We start from the raw sequence: 18,060 nt of genomic DNA on the forward strand, positions 1-18,060 counted from the left end.
TATCGACCAGCGTTCTGCCCACGTGGTTCGGACTAGTTAAGCGTACGTTGTCAAAAACTCGCAGCGGGATTATCGCCCTATCCCATCATCTCCCAGAGCTTGCGCGTGAGCACGCCGACGCGCTTTTCGATCGCGGCCGCGGCATCGAGTGCGAGATCCTCGCGATAGCGGCCGGCAATCAATTGCACGCCGATCGGCTTGCCGTCATGCAGCGCGACCGGCACCACGGCGCCGGGCAGGCCCAGCACGTTGATGGCGGAGATGAAGCGGATCTCGCCCCAGAAGATCTCGCGCACGCGCTCGGGACTGACGGTGTCCTCGCGCGGGCCCGGCGTCGGCTTCACCGTGGTCGGCGCCAGCACCACCGGATACTCCTCGAAGAACAATTGCCAGGCGCGGATGTGGCCGTTGCGCGCGGCGGTCGCCTGCATCCAGCCCTTGAGATCGAGCACGTTGGCCTTGGCCTTCATGCCGCCCCAGGACTTGTGAAAATCCTCGGATGTGACCTTCAGCATGGCGGCCTCCTGCATCATCACAGTCTCGTTGGTGATGATGTCGCACCAGGTCTGCCAGACCCCGTTAATATCGGGCACCTCGACCTCGCTGACGCGGTAGCCGGACCGCTCGAGATGATCGGCAGCCTGGCGCAGCGCCGCGGCGACAGAGGGATCGACGTCCATGTCCTCGGGGATCTTTGCCAGTGCAACCTTGATCGGCCGCTTCGGCCGCTCGCCGACCAGCGGCGCGGGCACCCACCAGGGATCGCGCGGATCGCGCTGGCTCATCACCTCCAAAGCGAGGCGCACGTCGGCAACATGGCGCGCGAGCGGCCCCTGCGCCGACATCAGATGCGCCAGCATCGGCCGCTCCGACCTTGCGCTTCCGTTGAAGGCGGGGATGCGGCCCTGCGTCGGCTTGATGGTGGCAACGCCGTTGCAATGCGCTGGCCAGCGCAGCGAGCCGCCGATGTCGTTGCCGTGGGCGATGGTGCCGATGCCCGCAGCGACCGCCGAGCCCGCACCCCCGGAGGAGCCGCCGCAGGTGATGTCTGGATCCCAGGGATTGAGCGTCAGCCCATGCAGGGGATTGTCGGTGAAGCCGCGGAAGGAGAATTCGGGCGTGTTGGTGAGACCGATGACGATCGCGCCTGATTTATTCAGGTTGCGCACCACGGGCGCATCCGATGGCGCGATGAGGTCCTTGTTGGCGGGCACGCCGTTGAAATTCGGCCGGCCCTCGTAGTCGACATTTTCCTTGATCGTAATCGGCACACCGTGCAGGAGACCGAGCTCGCCGCCTTTGGCGCGCTGCTTGTCGGCCGCGTGCGCCGCTTTGAGTGCTTCCTCCGAGAGATCGACGACGACCGCATTCAGCTTCGGATTGACGGTGCGCATTCGTTCGAGATGCGCTTCGACCGCCTCGACCGCGGAGATGGCGCCGGAGCGGATCGCAGCCGCGGTCTCGACCGCCGACCATTGCCAGGCCGGCCCGTTCGGGCGCCGCGGCTTCGCCGATTTGCCGGCAGCGGCCTTTCCGGCCGGCTTGGCCACGGCGCTCTTGCGGCCGGAGCCCTTCTTCGAAGCCTTCGCCGTCTTCTTCAACACACTTTTCTTCTTGGTCGCCGTCTTCTTCGCCACGCCGCATCTCCTCAATTTGCGCGGCGGAGGTTAGGGACGACGCGGGACCCTGTACAGGCGCGATTCTGCATGGCGCATTGTCGCGACGCTCTGTCGCAATCGCAGCCGTCTATGAGCGAGCGCCTACACCAATGGTGGATTGAGCCGCGCAAAGCCCTCCTGGATGCGATAGGGATAGTACGGATAAGGCGGCATCACAGCGCTGACCTCATCGAGCCGCTTGATCTGGTCCGCGCTCAGCGACCAGCCGACGGCGCCGAGATTGTCGCGCAGCTGCGCTTCGTCGCGCGCCCCGATGATCACGGAGGAGACCGTGGGACGCGACAGCAGCCAGGCAATCGCGACCTGCGGCACGGTCCGAGCGGTCTCCACAGCAATCGCATCGAGCACGTCAACGACGGCGTGGAGGCGCGCATCGTCCACGGGCGGACCGAACTGTGCGGTGGCATGCAGGCGGCTTCCTTGCGGCAGCGGCTGGCCGCGTCGGATCTTTCCGGTGAGCCGGCCCCAGCCCAGCGGGCTCCAGACCAGAGCGCCGATGCCCTGATCGCGCGCGAGCGGCATCAGCTCCCATTCATAGTCGCGCCCGAGCAGCGAGTAATAGACCTGGTGCGCGACATAGCGCGGCCAGCCATGCCGGTCCGCGATCGCGAGCGACTGCATCAGCTGCCAGCCGGCGAAATTCGAGACGCCGACATAGCGCAGCTTACCGGCGCGCACGAGCATATCGAGCGTGGACAGCACCTCCTCGATCGGCGTGAACGCGTCGAAGGCGTGGAGCTGAAGCAGATCGATATGGTCAGTGCCGAGCCGTCCTAGCGCCGCATCGACCGAGGCAAGCAGCCGCTGCCGCGACGAGCCGGCATCGAGTGGACCGTCGCCCATCGGCAGGCTCATCTTGGTCGAGATCAGCACCTTGTCCCGGCGCCCCTTGATCGCGGCACCGAGGATCTCCTCGGAAGCGCCGTTCGAATAGACATCGGCGCTGTCGAACAGATTGACGCCGGCATCGAGGCAGATATCGACCAGCCTGCGGGCTTCATCAGTGCCGCTGCGGCCCCAGGCGGAAAACAACGGACCCTGGCCGCCGAACGTGCCGGTGCCGAAGCTGAGGACGGGGACTTTGAGCCCGGAAGCGCCGAGATTGCGGTATTCCATGATCGCTCTCCTATTCCGCCGGGCACGCCGCGACGGTTGCCGGCGCGGGATCGAGCCGGAGACTCCACAGCGCCAGAACGAGGCCAATGACGGTGATGCCGGCCGCGACCAGCGGCAGCGCCGAAAGGCCGAGCCCACGGTCGATAGTGACGCCGCCTACCCAGGCGCCGAGTGCGTTGCCGAGATTGAACGCGGCGATGTTGAGGCTGGAGGCGAGCGTCCGGCCGCTGGGACCTGCGGCCTCCAGCACGCGAAGCTGAAGCGGCGCGACGGTCGCGAAGGCGGCGGTGCCGAGTAGCAGGATCAGCGCGACGGACAGGATCTTGATCGACAGCACGGCCGCCAGGCCGAGCAGCACGATCGCAAGCGCGGCGAGCGTGCCGGTCAGGGCCCGTGCGAGGCCGCGGTCCGCAAGCTTGCCGCCGGCGATATTGCCGATCCCAAGGCCGACGCCGAACACCAGCAGGATCGGCGAGACGGCAGCCTCCGAAAAGCCGGTGAAGCGCGTCAGGATCGGCTGGATATAGGTGAAGACGACGAACAGGCCGGCGAAGCCGAACACGGTCATGGCAAGACCGAGCAGCACCTGCGGACGACCGAGCACGGCCACTTCCTCGGCAAGCGAGATCGGCTTGTCGCCATTGCCGACATGGCCGGGGACGAGCGCGGCGACGACCGCGAACGCGATCACGCCGATGACAGTCACCGCCCAGAACGCCGCGCGCCAGCCGAGCATCAGGCCGAGCCAGGCACCGAAGGGCACGCCCAGGAGCGTCGCGACCGTCAGGCCGATGAACATGGTGGCGATCGCAGACGCACGCTTGTCCTCGGCGACGAGGCTGGTGGCCACCACCGAGCCGACGCCGAAGAACGTGCCGTGCGCGAGCGAGGTCAGCACGCGCGCGGCCATCAGCAATTCGTAAGTGGGTGCAAGCGCGCAAGCCGCATTTCCGAGCGTGAAGATCGCCATCAGCGCCAGCAGCACGGTTTTCCGCGGCATTTTGCGCGTCGCCAGGGTGAGGACTGGCGCCCCCACGGACACGCCGAGTGCATAGCCTGATATCAGCAGGCCTGCGACCGGCACCGAGACGTGCATGTCGGCGGCAACCTGCAGCAGCAGGCCCATGATGATGAATTCGGTGGTGCCGATGCCGAAGGCACCGGCGGTGAGCGCGAGGACGGCAGGAGGCATGCGTTGCTCCAAGGGATGAGACGAGCCACGCAGATAGCGGCGCTGCCGCCAAACCATTAGAATGTCCGCAATCCAATCATTTGTGACGTGAATTCAACATGACCCGTTTCGACACCAACCGCTCCGCCGAGATGGAGGTCTTCGTCCGTGTCGTCGACCTCGGCGGCTTCACCCCGGCCGCGCGAAAGCTGCGCCTGACGCCGTCGGGCGTCAGCAAGCTGATCTCGCGTCTGGAGACGCGCCTCGGTGCGCGGCTCGTCAACCGCACCACGCGCAGGCTGACGCTGACGGAGGAAGGTCAGGCCTTCTACGAGCGCTCGTTGCGCATCCTCGCCGAGATGGAGGAGGCCGAGCGCGAGGCGGCCTCGGGCGCGGCGCCGCGCGGCCGCCTTACGGTCAATTGCAACATCCCCTTCGGCATGCTGCATGTGATGCCCTTGATCCCGCGGTTTCTGGCGCAGCATCCCGACGTCACGCTCGATCTCGTGCTGACCGATACGGTGATCGACCTGATGCAGGAGCGCGCGGACGTCGCCATCCGCGTCGGTCCGCTGCGCGCCTCGCGGCTGGTCGCGCGAAAGCTCGGCACCAGCCGCATGGTCGTGGTCGGCGCGCCGGACTATCTCGCCCGCTGCAGCATGCCGAAGATTCCGGCCGATCTCGCCGACCACCGCGGCATCGGCTGGACCTTTCCACGCAGCATCCGCGGCTGGCCGTTCAGGCGTGGCGACCACGCCGAGGAGGCCCTGCCCCCGCCGGTCGCGCGCGCCAGCGACGGCGAAGCCGCCCGCCGCCTCTGCCTCGGCGGCGTCGGTCTTGCGCGCCTCGCCCTCTTCCACATCGGCCCCGATATCGAATCCGGCCGCCTCGTGCCGGTGCTGCAAGGCTACAACCCCGGCGACCGCGAAGACATCCACGCCGTCTATGTCGGCCACACCGCCCCACTCCCGGCACGCGTGCGCGCGTTCATCGATTTCCTCGCCGAGCACGTGCGGGTGAGCGACCCCGCGTTGAAGCGGACCGGGGATGGGAAGTGGAAGCTGGTGGGGTGAAGCGGCGGCGGAGGGCGCAGGAGAAGCTTGCCCCCGGCAGGCTTGCCGAGCCGAAGCAAACGGCACCGAGTCCACCTTCGCCCTGCGGGCTTCGGCGCGCCAGCCTTGCGCAAACGTCGTTTGCGAAGGCTGGCGAGGAGAGTGTCAGTCCAGGGATGCCGGGCGAGCCAACGCCGGCGAAATAAATTGCTTCTGCGTTGCGGCCGCGCTTCCTAGGGTCGGCCTGTGCTTGGCTAATTCCAGCGTCCGCACGAGCACGGTGTGCGATTCCGAAAAAGAGGCGACCACGATCATGAGCAATGCCATCACTGCCACCGGAGAGAAGCCGCTGACTCCGGCCATGCTGCGCGAGTTGTCGATGCGGTCCAATTGGCAGGGTCTGATCCGCGCGATCAGCCACTACGGCGTCATCGTCGTTGTCGGCGCGCTGATCTGGCTGGTCTCATCGCGATACGGAATCGTCTGGGCATTGCCGCTGGTGGTCGTCCAGGGCTACTTTGTCGCATTCCTGTTCATGGTGGTCCACGAGACCGCCCACAAGACGGCGTTTCGCAGCCGCGCGCTTAATCTCGCCTTCGGTCATCTCTCCTCGTTCGCGGTCGGCTTGCCTTACGAATATTACTGCTTATTCCACTGGGATCATCATCGGTACACGCAGGATCCAGAGAGGGATCCGGAACTGCTGTCGGTTCCAATCCCGACCTCGGACGCGCAACTGGTGATCGTGTACAGCGGCTTGCGGCAGGTTGCCTTCCGAGTGGGGCTGATGCTTCGCCATGCGTTGACCGGCAACGCCACGTCACCCTGGATTCCCGAAAGCAAACGCCACATTGTCGTGACAGAAGCGCGTCTCCATCTGGCAGGTTACGTCGCGCTGTTGCTGGCATCGATCGCGTTGCACAGCTTGATCCTGTTGTGGGTCTGGGTCGTTCCCGTGATCGTCGGTCAATTGTTTCTGCGTCCGTATCTGCTTGCCGAACACACCGGCTGCGATCGCACGCGCAGCGCCTTCCAGAACACCCGCACCACCTATACCGCCAGGTTCGTGCGCTGGTTCGCATGGAACATGCCCTATCATGTCGAGCACCATGCCTATCCTTCGATTCCTTTCCATGCGCTGCCGAAACTGAACCGGATCGTCGCCGATCAGATCGTCTATCGGGGCCCGGGCTACATCGCAGTGACGCGGCAGACGTGGGCCTGGTTTCGCCGCGCACGCAACGGTACCGAACGCCCGATCGGTTCTGATTGAGTCGAGATCAGGACTTGGCGGAAGCCAGCAGAGTGCCGTTGCCGCAGGCCGTGCTGCGCCCAAGGTGTGAGCAGCTTGATGAATTTATTGCCCCGACCGCGGTTGGAAGCTGTTTTGCTTGCGCAAAAAGTGGACAGCGGGGCCTTGTCGATTAATTGCTTCATGGTCTTCGATCTTCAGACGATCCTGTCGTTAAGGTCGATCACCTCCGGTCGCCGGCATCACAGGGGTTTGGCATGCGATCAACAACTGCACTTCGGTTCGCCGTGTTCGTGCTATCTGCGTCCTTCCTGTTTACGCCGTCCGAGCGTGCGACAGCCGAGGAATTGCTGAAGGCGCGGCTCGCCCAGAATCTTGGGCCGATCTCGGGACTGGCGATCGTTGCCCATGCGAAAGGCATTTTCGCCAAGCAGGGGCTCGACATCTCGGTCTCCAATTTCACCAGCGGGAAGCAGTGCCTCGATACGGTGCTTGGGGGAGGGGCGGATTTCGCGACAACAGCCGAGGCGCCGGTCACGGCGGCCGCGATGGCGCAACAGCCCATCGCCTTCGTGGCGGGAATGGAATATTCGGATCTCAAGACGATGACCGCAGCTTCTGCCGGGATCAAAACGAAGGCCGATCTGCGTGGAAAGCGAATCGCCTTTACGGCCGGAACCGGCAGCGAAGTCTACACCTCGGTTCTGTTGAAAGCGGCAGGCCTGACGTCGAAGGACGTGACGCTCGTCAACCTGCGACCGCAGGAGATGCTCCCTGCCATGGCGGCCGGCAGCATCGACGCATTCGACACCTGGGAGCCGCACGTCGCGAATGCGAAGAAGGCTCTCGGCGAAGGCGCGATCCCGCTTGATACCAAAGGTCTCTACTCGGAGACCTTCAATATCGTCGTGACGCAGTCTTACCTCGCCGCCAACCCCGCGATCGTCAGCAAGTTCCTGGCGTCCCTCATCGAAGCCGAGGGCTGGCTCAAGGCGAATCCGGGTGAAGCAATCGACGTCATCGCAGCGGCGACGGGGATGAAACGCGATGAATTGGCGTCGATCTGGACGGACTACGTCTACCATGTGCGCCTCGACGACAGGATTCTCACGACTCTGAAAACCCATGCCGCCTGGCGGCTCGAGACCGGCAATCATCCCCCTGGAGCGAGCATGCCCGATTTCACGAAAGTCCTGGTGACGGCGCCGCTGAAGGCGCTCGATCCAGCTCGCGTCACGCTGGAGGCGCGCCCGTGAGCGTCGGCAGACGCAGCAGCGCGACCGAACGGCTGAGCGTACTGGTCGCCGTCCTCTCCGTGCCCGCCTTCACAGGCATGTGGGAACTGGTTGCGCGCTCCGGCATCGTGAACACCGTGCTGTTTCCGCCGCCATCGACCGTCGCCGTCGCCGTTCTCGAATGGATTCGCAGCGGACAATTCTTCGCCGACCTGATGGCGAGCCTCGCGCGCGTGGCCGCGGGATTTGCCATCGGGGCCGCGGGCGGAATCGTGCTCGGCATCCTGACCGGCCGGTTTCGGCTGGTGTCCAGCCTGCTTTCGCCCTTATTTCACATCCTTCGCCCAATTCCTCCCATCGCCTTCGTGCCGATCGTCATCCTTTGGTTTGGCCTCTCGGAAACAGGCAAGCTTTTCCTGGTCGTTTGGGGCGTGTTCTTCACGGTATGGCTCGCGACCCACATCGGGGTGCAGAAAGTCGACCACGGACTTATCCGAGCCGCCCAGATGCTCGGCACGCCGCAACCGCAGATGCTGTGGGAGATCGTCCTTCTTGGCGCGCTGCCCTATATCACGGTCGGTCTTCGAACCGCGGTGAGCATCTCCTTCTACACGCTGGTCGCCGCCGAGTTGGCAGGAGCGTTCGCCGGTATCGTTTATCGTATCGAAATTGCGCAACAGAACATGCAAACGGGTCAGGTCATGGGCGGGCTGGCGGCTCTCGGGCTGCTTTCCTTCGTCGCCGACCGTTCCTTCGCAATTCTTGCCGAACGTGCTGTGTGGTGGCGATGATCCCGAGCCTGCTTCGTCCAGACCAGCCCCTCAGGCTCGTGGATACGTACCCGCCGTCCGCCGCGGCGCGTCAGGCGATCATCCGGGTCGAGGATTTGAGCATCGTCTTCGATGCGCCGAGCGGGCAGGTCATCGCGGTCGACCGCGTATCCCTGACAGTAGCCCAGGGGGAATTCGTCTCGATCGTCGGTCCATCCGGCTGCGGCAAGTCCACGCTGCTGAATGCAATGGCCGGCCTCGAGCGGCCGTTCGGAGGCCAGGTGCTCATGGCCGGCGAAGCAATGCGCAAGCCACGACCCGAGATCGGAATGGTCTTCCAGCAGCCACATCTGTTTCCGTGGAAATCGGTGCGCCGGAATATCGCGCACGGGCCCCGCGCGCTCGGCAAGCCGAAAGCGGAGGCGCTGCGGATTGCCGACGGCCTCATCGAGATGATCGGCCTGACCAGATTTGCGTCGGCATATCCGCACACGCTATCCGGAGGCATGCAGCAGCGGGTTGCGATTGCCCGTGCCCTCGCCAATCAGCCGAGTGTCCTGCTGATGGACGAGCCGTTCGGAGCGCTGGATGCGCAGACCCGGGCGGTCATGCAGGACAATCTGCTCGAGCTCCGCGAGCGGATCAATGCAACAATCGTCTTCGTCACACACGACATCGATGAAGCGATCCTTCTCTCTGACCGTGTGCTGATCATGAGCGCCGGACCTGGCCGCATCCTCAGGGATCTTCAGGTGAGCCTGCCGCGGCCGCGCTCCAGCGCCATCGTCGCGGAGGCCGCCTATCTCGCCCTCAAGCGGGATTGCCTTGACCTGATCCGCTCGGAAGGCCGCAGGGCCTTCGAGCAGATGGAAATCAAGACGTAGGCGCCTGACGATATTTTTGGCATGGCTCTTGAATGGTTTTCCCCTGCGGCGGCAGGGGAGCGAGCAGATGTCAGCGGCAAGTCTCAGGAATGCAACCGGCATCATGCTGGCGGGATCGGATGCTCTGGTCGGGTCGCTGCCGAGCTTGTTGGATCCGTTGTGTGAGGCTGACCGGCGTCGTGTCCTCGCCATCGGCCGCGAGGAGGTCCTGCCGGCAGGCAAGCATGTCTGGCGTCAGGGCGATCTGCAGAACGGCATATATCTGATCGAAGAGGGGCGTATTCGCAGCTACTACGCGGCGCCTTCCGGACGCGAGGTGACGTTGGCCTACTGGTTCGCCGGCAATTTCGTCGGCGGCCCCGATCTGTTCGGTACTGGTGCCCACGTATGGTCTTCGGTTGCAGTGGAACGAAGCCGAGTGACGTTCTTGCCCGGCCCAGCCCTGCGCGCGCTGGCGCTTCAATCGGCAAGTATCGCAGTCGCACTGCTGGATGCGCTCGCCTTCAAGGCACGGTGCTACTCGGCCATGGCGCAAATGCTGGGGACCCGCTCGGTGACCGAGCGGCTGCATCGTCTGTTGGTTTTCCTCTCGAAGATCTACGGTTCGCAGCAGGGCCGCGAGATCGTGATCGGAATCCCGTTCACGCATGGTGATCTCGCCAATCTGATCGGCTCAACCCGCCAATGGGTGACGGTGCAGCTTTCCCGCATGCAGGCAAGAGGCGTCATCCGCTATCATCGGGGCCTGATTGTGATCCTCAATCTGCGCGCGCTCGATCTCGAAGTCGTCTAGGAAACGGCGTTCGGGTATACTTTTAGATTGAACAGTCCGGCCTTCGGATCGGGCAGCCATCGCTCGGCAAGGTCGAGAACAACATGGTCGCGCCATGCAGGCGCCAGCAAAGTGATACCCATCGGCGTGCCGTTGCCGAGCGTTGCGTTGGGAACTGACACCGCGCACAAGTCCACGAGATTCGCGAAATAGGAGTAGTAACCGAGGCGGTTGTTGAGCGTGATGGGATCTTCCATCATCTCCGCGATCGTGAAGGGGCGGGGCGCGGTCGGTACCACCAGGACATCGATCTCCTCGAAAAGCGTTTGGATCTGGCGTCGCAGCTTCCAAAGTCGATGTTGCGCAGCGAACGCATCTGCTGCGGAAAACCGGGCAGCTGCGCTCAGCACGTTGCGGATGACGTCAAGCAGGTCTCCATGATCGATGTCCAGGAGCTTGCTGATCGCCGCATGACGTTCGGCAATCCAGGGACCTGAAAAGAGCATTTCACCGGCTTCGGCGAAAGGCGCGAAGTCAATTTGTCTGGATTGACCTCCCAATCCCGAAAGCCTCGTGCAGGCCTGCCTGTAAAGGTCATCGCATTCAGGCATGCCGAATGAATTGAGACGATCGACAGGGACCTGGCCGAACCGGAATTTGCGAGGAGATGGGGAGGGCGAGGCAATCCGTCGACGGCTATAGGGATCACTGTCGTCGAATCCTTCGATCAACCCGAGCAGAATTCGACCCTCGGCAATGGAATTGCAGAAGATCGAGGGACAATCGAGTGTCGGACAGTTCGGCACAAGCCCCCGGGACGAGACGAGGCCGACGGTTGGCTTGATCCCGATGATTCCGTTGAAACCTGCGGGAATCCGGCCTGAGCCGCCGGTATCTGTGCCGAGAGCGAAGGCAACATGGCCGGATGCTACGGCAGCAGCCGAGCCGGAGCTCGAACCGCCGGAGACATACAGATCGTTCGCCGCACTGGAACAGGCGCCATACGGGGAGCGGGCGCCGGACAGTCCGGTTGCGAACTGATCCAGGTTGGTTTTGCCAAGACAGATCGCACCCGCGGCCGCCAATTTCTCGACGCATCTGGCCGATTGCGCAGCCATATATTCGAATGACGGACAGGCTGCCGTCGTTGGCATGGCCTCAACGTCAATATTATCCTTGACGCCGAATGGCACGCCAAGGAGCGGCAGGACTTCACCCTCTTCCGCTCGTTGCACAAGGGCATCAACCTCGGCCAGCGCTTCTTCCATGGGCCGCACATAGATCCAGCAATTGCGGTGCCGGTCCCGCTCGATGCGCTCATAGGCGCTTATGATGATGGAGGCTAACTCGGCACGGGAACGGAGGGGGCGGCTCTGCGCGGATAGGATCGCTTGCGGCACGGAATAAGCTCCTGAGGGCATGACCCCACGAATATGAAGCCGCTGCCCAGCAATGAAAGCAACTAAGCGCCTCGACCGCTCCGGCAGGACTCGAACCTGCAACCAGACCGTTATGAGCGGCAGCAAATGCCGGAGAAGTGTCAGTCAATCCTGATTGACGTATAAGCTGTTTTCATTCCGAAGGGTGGCAATCAACGGTCCTGGCTACTGGGCGCTTAGACACGCCTCGTAACATGACGAGGGAATGAAGATGGCGACGAAACGGCTCTTTGACGACTTCGACTTCGAAGGCTTCTGGGACGACTGTCCGTATTCCCTGGAGAACTATGTCGAGCCTCCGCCGACCGACGAGCTGATCGCCTCCATTGAGCATGAAATCGGTGGGTACCGCCTGCCGGCGGCCTATGTCGACCTCGCACGGCGCCACAATGGCGGAATGGTCAAGCGCAACTGCCATCCAATGAAGGAGCGTACAGGCTGGGCGGAGGACCACGTGGCTATCGAGGGGCTCTTCGCTCTTGGCCGTACGTCCACATATTCACTCGCCGGGAAGTTTGGCGCCAAGTTCATGATCGAGGAATGGGGCTACCCGCCGATTGGCGTCGGAATCGCCGACACGCCGGCCGGCGGCCACGAACTGATCATGCTGGACTACCGGACCTGCGGAAAGCGGGGCGAGCCGCAGGTCGTGTACGTCGACCAGGAGGATGACTACCGTATCGTCGTCGTCGCGCCAGACTTCGAGACCTTCATTCGCGGCTTGGTCGAGGAGTCCGAGTACGACACTGCTGAGGAGGATCGGGCCGCTGCGATCGCGACCGTCGAGCGGGGAACGTTATCGCCAATCGTGGTGCGAGCCTTGGCCGCCGTCGGCGACCGTCTGCCGCACGGCGAGCGAATGTTGCGCAGCTTGGCCCGCCAGATCGTGGACGAGAAAGGTTTCTTTGCCCTGCACGACGACGAGCGGTCGCACCTCATGTATGGGCTGATGTTCTGGCTTTATTCGAGCCTTTGTACGGCCAGATCCTTCGAAACTTTCTTGGGCCGTCCCGAGACCGGCACCTCCTACGACTCGCCTTGTTTCGAGCTGATGATCGCTTTCGACCTTGTCACCGAACCTTACGACTTCAACACGCGCGGGTACGCCGAGGGCTTTGTGAGGGACTGGTGGGACGGATGCGTCGCCCGCGGCGACATCGTCGAGATGGCGGAAGGCTACCGTCTGACTTCCGGGGCCGAGGCGGCCCTGCTCGGACGCTTGGCGACGATTGCTGGCCCCGAAGGCAAATAAGCCGGCGCGATTGATTGAGCGGGTGGCGGAGAGAGTGGGATTCGAACCCACGGTACGGTTTCCCGCACACACGCTTTCCAAGCGTGCGCCTTAAGCCACTCGGCCATCTCTCCGGAGCGCCCTCTCTTGAAGGGGCGCCGACGATTTTGCAAGGGATCGCGGAGATATCGGGCGATTTTTCCGCAACTTATTGTATTTACAGCACAATATCCGGCTCCACGGGTAACTGGAGCGGCCGCGGGGCTGAACCGCGGGCGGCTCTGGCGCGACGATTCACGGCAAGCCGCCACACACGACCGGGGACGCCATGACCATCCGCAACACCATCGCCGCCCTTGGCCTGATTTCGACCCTCGGCTCCGCCCTTGCCGCGCCGGCCCTGGCACAGGTCTGCACCTGGCAGGGGGTCGACGTCAGCTGCGACGACGGCCGGCGCGGGGTGCTTTCGGGCGATGCCATCCTCTGGCCGGACGGAACGCGCTCCAGCTCGACGCCGCATCAGAGTGTGATCATCGGCAACAAGAGCTCGGTGCATGTCGGGACCGGCGTGTTTGTCGGTCAGGGCAAGGGCGTGGTGCCGCTGGACGATCCGAACGCGCCGAACAAGCGGCAATGCGCGATCCTGGACGGCGTGTCGTATTGCTATTGAGGGGTCGTTTTTCACCTCTGCCCGCTTGCGGGGAGAGGTCGGATTGCATCGTAGATGCAATCCGGGTGAGGGGGTACAGGTCTCTCGATAGATATCAGGTATGGAGAGAGCCCCTCACCCCAACTCTCTCCCCGTAAGAACGGGGAGAGGGAGATGAACTAGATCAACCGCACGCCTGAGATCGCCGACTTCAACCAGCGCAGCGCCTGCGGCGGCTGGGCCGCGAGCGGCGCCACGGCGGCCTTCTCGGTGCGGCACTTCTCGAGCTCGGCGACGAAATCGGCGGACCATTGCTGGATGGTGTGGCCGCGCAGCTTCTTCATCATCGCGTCCCAGCGCATCTTGCGCTCGGTGAGCGGCATGGATGCCGCGACCGCGACCGCGCGGGCCATGCCGTCGATATCGTGCGGATTGACCAGCAGCGCAGCGTCGAGCTCGTTGGCGGCGCCGGCGAACTTCGACAGCACCAGCACGCCGGGATCGGCGGGGTTTTGCGCGGCGACGTATTCCTTGGCGACGAGGTTCATGCCGTCGTGCAGCGGCGTCACCACACCGACCTGCGCGGTGCGGTAGAGACCGGCGAGCACGGCCTGGCTGAAGCCTTTGTTCAAATAGCGGATCGGCGTCCAGTCGACCTCGCCGTGGCGGCCGTTGACGTCGGTGACGAGGCGCGCGACCTCGTTCTGGAGATTGCCATAGGCCTCGATGCCGCCGCGCGAGGGATTGGCGATCTGGAGCAGCGAGATGCTGCGAGCAAATTGCGGCTGCTCGGTCCAGAGCCGGTCGAATGCGCTGATGCGGTTGACGAGACCCTTGGAATAGTCGAGCCGGTCGACGCCGATCGCGAGGCGCTCGCCGTTGAGGCTGCGGCGCAGGCGCGACACATCCGGATGCGAGGCCGACTTCGCCGCATAGGCGGCGAACTTCTCCGCATCGATGCCGATCGGGAACACTTCACAGCGCGTGCGCCCATGCTGCGAGACCACGACCCCGTCCTCGATGGTGAGGCCGAGCTCGCCGCCGACATAGCCGAGGAAGTTCTGCCGATCTTCCTCGGTCTGGAAGCCGAGCAGATCATAGGCCAGCATCGCGGTGATCAGCTCGCGATGGTTGGGCACGCCCTGCATCACAGCAGTGACGGGCCACGGCGTATGCAGGAAGAAGCCGATGGGATCATCGACGCCGAGCTCGCGCAGTTCGGCACCGAGCGCGAGGAAATGATAGTCCTGAACCCAGAACGCAGTCCGGGCTTTGCGGAAACGCATCAAGGCGCGCGCCATGAAGGCGTTGACCTCGCGATAGCTGACATAGTCCTCGCGCGAGACGCGGATCAGGTCGCTGCGCGAATGCAGCGCCGGCCACAGCGCCGAATTGGCAAAGCCTTCGTAGTATCCGCCGTAATGGGCCGCCGGCAGATCCAGCGTCGCAATCGCGCCTGTCCCGAGCGCCTCGATCTCGGCGAACGGCTCCTTCTGATGGCCATCACGCACCCGGCCGGAGGAACCGACCCAGATCGCACCAGAATGTTCCACCACGGGAAGCAATGCCGCCGCAAGGCCGCCCGTCATCGGTTCGTTGGGTTTGCCGCGGGCGACGCGATTTGAAACGACGATCAAGTTCACAGGTCGTCCCCTCCTGTTCATTCCGCCCCATTTAACTGCCGTTCATCAATATGGTTCCTCATCATCGTTTCAACCAATTGAAACCAAAATCGGGCGTGCGCGTTGGAACTGGTTTCGCGGGCGGAACCCAGTCATTTCGTTGCAAAGACAGCGATTCCGGTCCGGTTGCGCAGCATGCATCGCAGCGCGCAATGGCGCTGCGATGGGAGCCTTTGTGTCTGCGAGATGACGCTGCCTTGGTTTCACCTGGGATCGAGCAGGTGCGCAAGGAACGCACGCACATCCGCCGGCGCATCGAAATGGCCATTCACGCCCATGGCGCGGCGGCCGACCGAGAACGCCAGCCCGTCCATGTCGGGCATGATGGCGAACACGGTCTCATCGGTGACGTCGTCACCGATGAACAGCGGACGACGTCCTTTGAACGGCGCGCGCTTCATCAACTCGCGCACGCCGCTCGCCTTGGTGAATCCGGAATGCTTGATCTCGCAGACGAACTTGCCCGGCAGCACCTCGATCGGCGCATTGGGCAGATCGGCGCGGATCAGCGAGACGGATTCGTAGATCGCCTTCTCCGCATGCGGCGCCAGGCGGTAATGCAGCGCGAGCGAATAGCCCTTGTCCTCGAGCAGGATTCCGGGGCTGAGCTTGGCGATGGCGGCGAGGCGCCGCTTCAGCTCCTTGTCGAGCGGCGGCGCGTGCAGGGCATCCGCTTCACTGTCCACCGCCAGCCGCATCTCCGCGCCATGGCCGGCGACGGCGCGGAACACGTCGGGCGCGAAGATCAGGTCGATGTCGTTGAGCGAGCGGCCGCTGACAAGCGCCAGCGCCCCAGAGGTGCGCTCGGTCAAAGCTTTCAGCGTTTCCGACAGGCCCGGCGGCACCCACACCTCCCGCGGCGTCGGCATCAGCTCAAGCAGCGTGCCATCGATGTCGAGCAGAATGGCGATTTCATCGAGATGCGGCACCAACGCATGCGGCACCGGCACCGTTTCCGGCGTCTCGTCGTCATCTGGTATGGTGAGCTTCTGGTCCAACGCCATTTCCGCAAGTTCCGATTTCATCAGTCTACTCCATAAAGGCGAGCGGCCGCGCGATGTGTTCGAGCGATTTGCGCTCGGCGGCGACGGCATAGCGCCACGCCACGATCGCAGCCGCGATCATCAGGACGGCCCCCAGCAGATAGCCGGCGAACACGCTGGTGCGCGATCCCGTGTCGATCAGCGCGCCGAACAGCGCCGGCCCTATCACGCCGCCGATGCCGGTGCCGACCGCATAGAACACCGCGATCGCCAGCGCGCGAACCTCGAGGGGAAAGGTCTCGCTGACGGTGAGATAGGCCGCGCTCGCGGCGGGCGATGCGAAGAAGAAGATCACCATCCAGGCGATGGTCTGCCCCTGCGCGCTCAGCACGCCGATCGAGAACAGATAGCCAGAAAGCGCCAGCAACAGGCCCGACGCGGCGTAGGTGAACGTGATCATGGTGCGGCGTCCCAGCGTATCGAACAGGCGGCCGAGCAGCAGCGGCCCGAGGAAATTGCCGGCCGCGAACGGCAGCAAGTACCAGCCGACGTGGTCGGCCTTGATGCCGTAGAAATCGGTCAGCACCAGCGCGAAGGTGAAGAAGATGGCGTTGTAGAAGAACGCCTGCGCGCTCATCAGCACGAGGCCGACCAATGCGCGCTGGCGATAGACCGAAAACAAGGTGTGGACCACCTCGGCGATCGGCGTGTGATCGCGCATCTTCAGGCGGATCCTGGTGAAGCGTCCGTCGCTCGTATCCTGGTCGTGCCCGATCACCGACCGCTCGATCCCGCCGACGATGGCATGGGCCTCGTCGGGACGGCCATGAATCATCAGCCAGCGCGGACTTTCCGGGATCCACATCCGCATCAAGAGCACGCCGAGGCCGAGGGCGGCGCCGATCAAATAGGCCAGGCGCCAGCCGTGATCGGGAGCGAATACTGCGGGATCGAGCAGCACGATGGCGGCGACCGCGCCCATCGCAGCCCCGATCCAGAAGCTGCCGTTGATCACGAGATCGGTCCAACCGCGATAGCGTGCGGGCACCAGCTCCTGGATCGTCGAGTTGATCGCTGTGTACTCGCCGCCGATGCCGGCGCCGGTGAGAAAGCGGAACAGCGCGTAGCTCGCGACATCCCACGACAGCGCGGTTGCGGCCGTTGCCGAGAGGTAGAGCGCCAGCGTGATGAAGAACAGCTTCTTGCGGCCGATACGGTCGGTCAGCCAGCCGAAGCCGAGCGCACCGAGCACGGCGCCCGCGAGGTAGGCGGAGTTGGCGATGCCGAGATCGAGATTGGAGAACTGCATCGATGGGCTTTGCTTCAGCGCACCGGAGAGCGCACCCGCAAGCGTCACCTCGAGGCCGTCGAGAATCCAGGTGATGCCCAGCGCGAGCACGACGCGGGTGTGAAAACCGCTCCACGGCAGCGCATCGAGCCGCGAGGGAATGCTGGTCTCGACGATGCGGTCGGTCACGGCCGCCGCCGGGACTACGGGTGCATAGTTCAGCGCTGGGCTCTGCTGCAGTTCCATCGGATTGTTGCGTCTGATCAATGGAAGCGGCCCCGGCTCACATGACGTGGACGGGGTCGATCCGATCATCGGGGTGCGGCATTCTGCCTGCCACCTGCGACAACGTTTGCGAGGGGGCCGGGTTCCCGGTGGAACGCCAGCGAGCACCGCTCGTTTCCGCTGGACCCGCAAGGAGTTGGCGCATGGCTCAGGTCAGAAAGACGACACATTCTCGAAACAGCAGCCGCGCAAGACGGCACGCAAGGCAAACACCCGGCGGAGCGGGACCGCGCACAAGAGCACCAAACGCGCCACAAGGCGCTGGTCGCAGCGCGTGACGGAGGAGAGCGATGCGCTCGACCTCAAGCAAGGGGTGTTCAAGCTGACCAGCGCGAAGAGGATTGCGGCCTCGCTGAAGCGCTCGGCCGAGCACAGCTCGCGACGCAAGACTGGCGCCTATCGCTCGGCGCTGTCGATGCTGACCTTCTACATCAACCGCGCCGGCAAGACGCTGCCCAAGACGCAGCGCACGCGACTGGAGCGCGCGAAGGTCGAGCTGAAGCGGGCGTTCGGAAGGGAATGAACTCACTCCGCTGTCGTTCCGGACAGCGGAGTGTAAGGCGATAGCGCGG

General features: G+C 64.0%; 16 protein-coding genes and 1 tRNA gene. 9 read left to right on the forward strand and 8 right to left on the reverse strand.

Annotated elements, in window-relative coordinates:
- Nucleotides 1–77 precede the first annotated feature (77 nt).
- The 3 genes from ACM43_RS09040 to ACM43_RS09050 form a co-directional block, all read right to left on the reverse strand.
- A complete protein-coding gene (locus ACM43_RS09040; protein WP_271539755.1) occupies nt 78–1,637 on the reverse strand; it encodes an amidase family protein in 1,560 nt (519 codons plus the stop codon).
- Between the two features lie 123 nt (nt 1,638–1,760).
- Nucleotides 1,761–2,795 (reverse strand): aldo/keto reductase, encoded by a 1,035-nt coding sequence (locus tag ACM43_RS09045; protein ID WP_271539756.1) that lies wholly within the window; start codon nt 2,793–2,795, stop codon nt 1,761–1,763.
- A gap of 10 nt (nt 2,796–2,805) precedes the next feature.
- Entirely contained in the window at nt 2,806–3,987 is a 1,182-nt protein-coding gene (locus ACM43_RS09050; RefSeq protein WP_271539757.1) for an MFS transporter, read from the reverse strand.
- A gap of 98 nt (nt 3,988–4,085) precedes the next feature.
- Between ACM43_RS09050 and ACM43_RS09055 the strand changes: the two genes are divergently transcribed.
- The 6 genes from ACM43_RS09055 (at nt 4,086) to ACM43_RS09080 (ending at nt 9,952) form a co-directional block, all read left to right on the forward strand.
- Nucleotides 4,086–5,039, forward strand: a complete 954-nt coding sequence (locus ACM43_RS09055) for a LysR family transcriptional regulator (RefSeq protein ID WP_271539758.1) — start codon at nt 4,086–4,088, stop codon at nt 5,037–5,039.
- A 292-nt stretch (nt 5,040–5,331) separates the two neighbouring features.
- On the forward strand, nt 5,332–6,291 hold the full coding sequence (locus ACM43_RS09060) for a fatty acid desaturase (protein ID WP_271539759.1): 960 nt from the start codon (nt 5,332–5,334) through the stop codon (nt 6,289–6,291).
- 236 nt (nt 6,292–6,527) lie between these two features.
- Entirely contained in the window at nt 6,528–7,526 is a 999-nt protein-coding gene (locus ACM43_RS09065) for an ABC transporter substrate-binding protein (RefSeq protein ID WP_271539760.1), read from the forward strand.
- Nucleotides 7,527–7,585: 59 nt separating this feature from the next.
- Complete coding sequence (locus ACM43_RS09070; protein ID WP_082641523.1) at nt 7,586–8,296, forward strand: ABC transporter permease; 711 nt, start codon at nt 7,586–7,588, stop codon at nt 8,294–8,296.
- Nucleotides 8,284–9,159, forward strand: coding sequence for an ABC transporter ATP-binding protein (locus tag ACM43_RS09075; RefSeq protein WP_271539761.1), 876 nt, complete (start codon nt 8,284–8,286; stop codon nt 9,157–9,159). Before ACM43_RS09070 ends, ACM43_RS09075 begins: the two co-directional genes overlap by 13 nt.
- Nucleotides 9,160–9,226: 67 nt before the next feature.
- The gene (locus ACM43_RS09080; protein ID WP_109141765.1) at nt 9,227–9,952 is read left to right on the forward strand and encodes a Crp/Fnr family transcriptional regulator; all 726 of its coding nucleotides are present in this window, start codon (nt 9,227–9,229) and stop codon (nt 9,950–9,952) included.
- Here the strand turns inward: ACM43_RS09080 and atzF are convergent.
- A complete protein-coding gene (gene atzF, locus ACM43_RS09085; RefSeq protein WP_271539762.1) occupies nt 9,949–11,331 on the reverse strand; it encodes an allophanate hydrolase in 1,383 nt (460 codons plus the stop codon). The genes ACM43_RS09080 and atzF overlap by 4 nt on opposite strands.
- Nucleotides 11,332–11,575: 244 nt before the next feature.
- Here atzF and ACM43_RS09090 point away from each other — a divergent pair, with 244 nt between their 5' ends.
- The gene (locus tag ACM43_RS09090) at nt 11,576–12,622 is read left to right on the forward strand and encodes an SMI1/KNR4 family protein (RefSeq protein WP_271539763.1); all 1,047 of its coding nucleotides are present in this window, start codon (nt 11,576–11,578) and stop codon (nt 12,620–12,622) included.
- Between the two features lie 23 nt (nt 12,623–12,645).
- Here ACM43_RS09090 and ACM43_RS09095 read toward each other — a convergent pair.
- Nucleotides 12,646–12,735 (reverse strand) — tRNA-Ser (locus ACM43_RS09095).
- A gap of 194 nt (nt 12,736–12,929) precedes the next feature.
- On the opposite strand from ACM43_RS09095, the gene ACM43_RS09100 reads away from it, so the two are divergent.
- Complete coding sequence (locus ACM43_RS09100) at nt 12,930–13,271, forward strand: hypothetical protein (protein ID WP_271539764.1); 342 nt, start codon at nt 12,930–12,932, stop codon at nt 13,269–13,271.
- A gap of 158 nt (nt 13,272–13,429) precedes the next feature.
- Here the strand turns inward: ACM43_RS09100 and ACM43_RS09105 are convergent, their stop codons facing one another.
- The 3 genes from ACM43_RS09105 to ACM43_RS09115 form a co-directional block, all read right to left on the reverse strand.
- A complete protein-coding gene (locus ACM43_RS09105) occupies nt 13,430–14,893 on the reverse strand; it encodes a trehalose-6-phosphate synthase (RefSeq protein WP_271539765.1) in 1,464 nt (487 codons plus the stop codon).
- A gap of 242 nt (nt 14,894–15,135) precedes the next feature.
- On the reverse strand, nt 15,136–15,957 hold the full coding sequence (gene otsB, locus ACM43_RS09110; protein WP_036016048.1) for a trehalose-phosphatase: 822 nt from the start codon (nt 15,955–15,957) through the stop codon (nt 15,136–15,138).
- A 4-nt stretch (nt 15,958–15,961) separates the two neighbouring features.
- Nucleotides 15,962–17,449, reverse strand: a complete 1,488-nt coding sequence (locus tag ACM43_RS09115; protein ID WP_271539766.1) for an MFS transporter — start codon at nt 17,447–17,449, stop codon at nt 15,962–15,964.
- Nucleotides 17,450–17,453: 4 nt separating this feature from the next.
- Here ACM43_RS09115 and ACM43_RS09120 point away from each other — a divergent pair, with 4 nt between their 5' ends.
- The gene (locus ACM43_RS09120) at nt 17,454–18,011 is read left to right on the forward strand and encodes a DUF3175 domain-containing protein (RefSeq protein ID WP_271539767.1); all 558 of its coding nucleotides are present in this window, start codon (nt 17,454–17,456) and stop codon (nt 18,009–18,011) included.
- Nucleotides 18,012–18,060 lie beyond the last annotated feature (49 nt).

This window comes from Bradyrhizobium sp. CCBAU 45321 (assembly GCF_028128975.1).
Lineage (GTDB): Bacteria > Pseudomonadota > Alphaproteobacteria > Rhizobiales > Xanthobacteraceae > Bradyrhizobium > Bradyrhizobium yuanmingense.

Bases quoted from the DNA above. Each gene is read 5' to 3' on its own strand.
- ACM43_RS09080 (WP_109141765.1), top strand. From the start codon at position 9,227: ATGTCAGCGGCAAGTCTCAGGAATGCAACCGGCATCATGCTGGCGGGA.
- ACM43_RS09115 (WP_271539766.1), bottom strand. From the start codon at position 17,449: ATGGAACTGCAGCAGAGCCCAGCGCTGAACTATGCACCCGTAGTCCCG.
- ACM43_RS09045 (WP_271539756.1), bottom strand. From the start codon at position 2,795: ATGGAATACCGCAATCTCGGCGCTTCCGGGCTCAAAGTCCCCGTCCTC.
- otsB (WP_036016048.1), bottom strand. From the start codon at position 15,957: ATGAAATCGGAACTTGCGGAAATGGCGTTGGACCAGAAGCTCACCATA.
- ACM43_RS09065 (WP_271539760.1), top strand. From the start codon at position 6,528: ATGCGATCAACAACTGCACTTCGGTTCGCCGTGTTCGTGCTATCTGCG.
- ACM43_RS09055 (WP_271539758.1), top strand. From the start codon at position 4,086: ATGACCCGTTTCGACACCAACCGCTCCGCCGAGATGGAGGTCTTCGTC.
- ACM43_RS09060 (WP_271539759.1), top strand. From the start codon at position 5,332: ATGAGCAATGCCATCACTGCCACCGGAGAGAAGCCGCTGACTCCGGCC.
- ACM43_RS09050 (WP_271539757.1), bottom strand. From the start codon at position 3,987: ATGCCTCCTGCCGTCCTCGCGCTCACCGCCGGTGCCTTCGGCATCGGC.
- ACM43_RS09090 (WP_271539763.1), top strand. From the start codon at position 11,576: ATGAAGATGGCGACGAAACGGCTCTTTGACGACTTCGACTTCGAAGGC.
- ACM43_RS09100 (WP_271539764.1), top strand. From the start codon at position 12,930: ATGACCATCCGCAACACCATCGCCGCCCTTGGCCTGATTTCGACCCTC.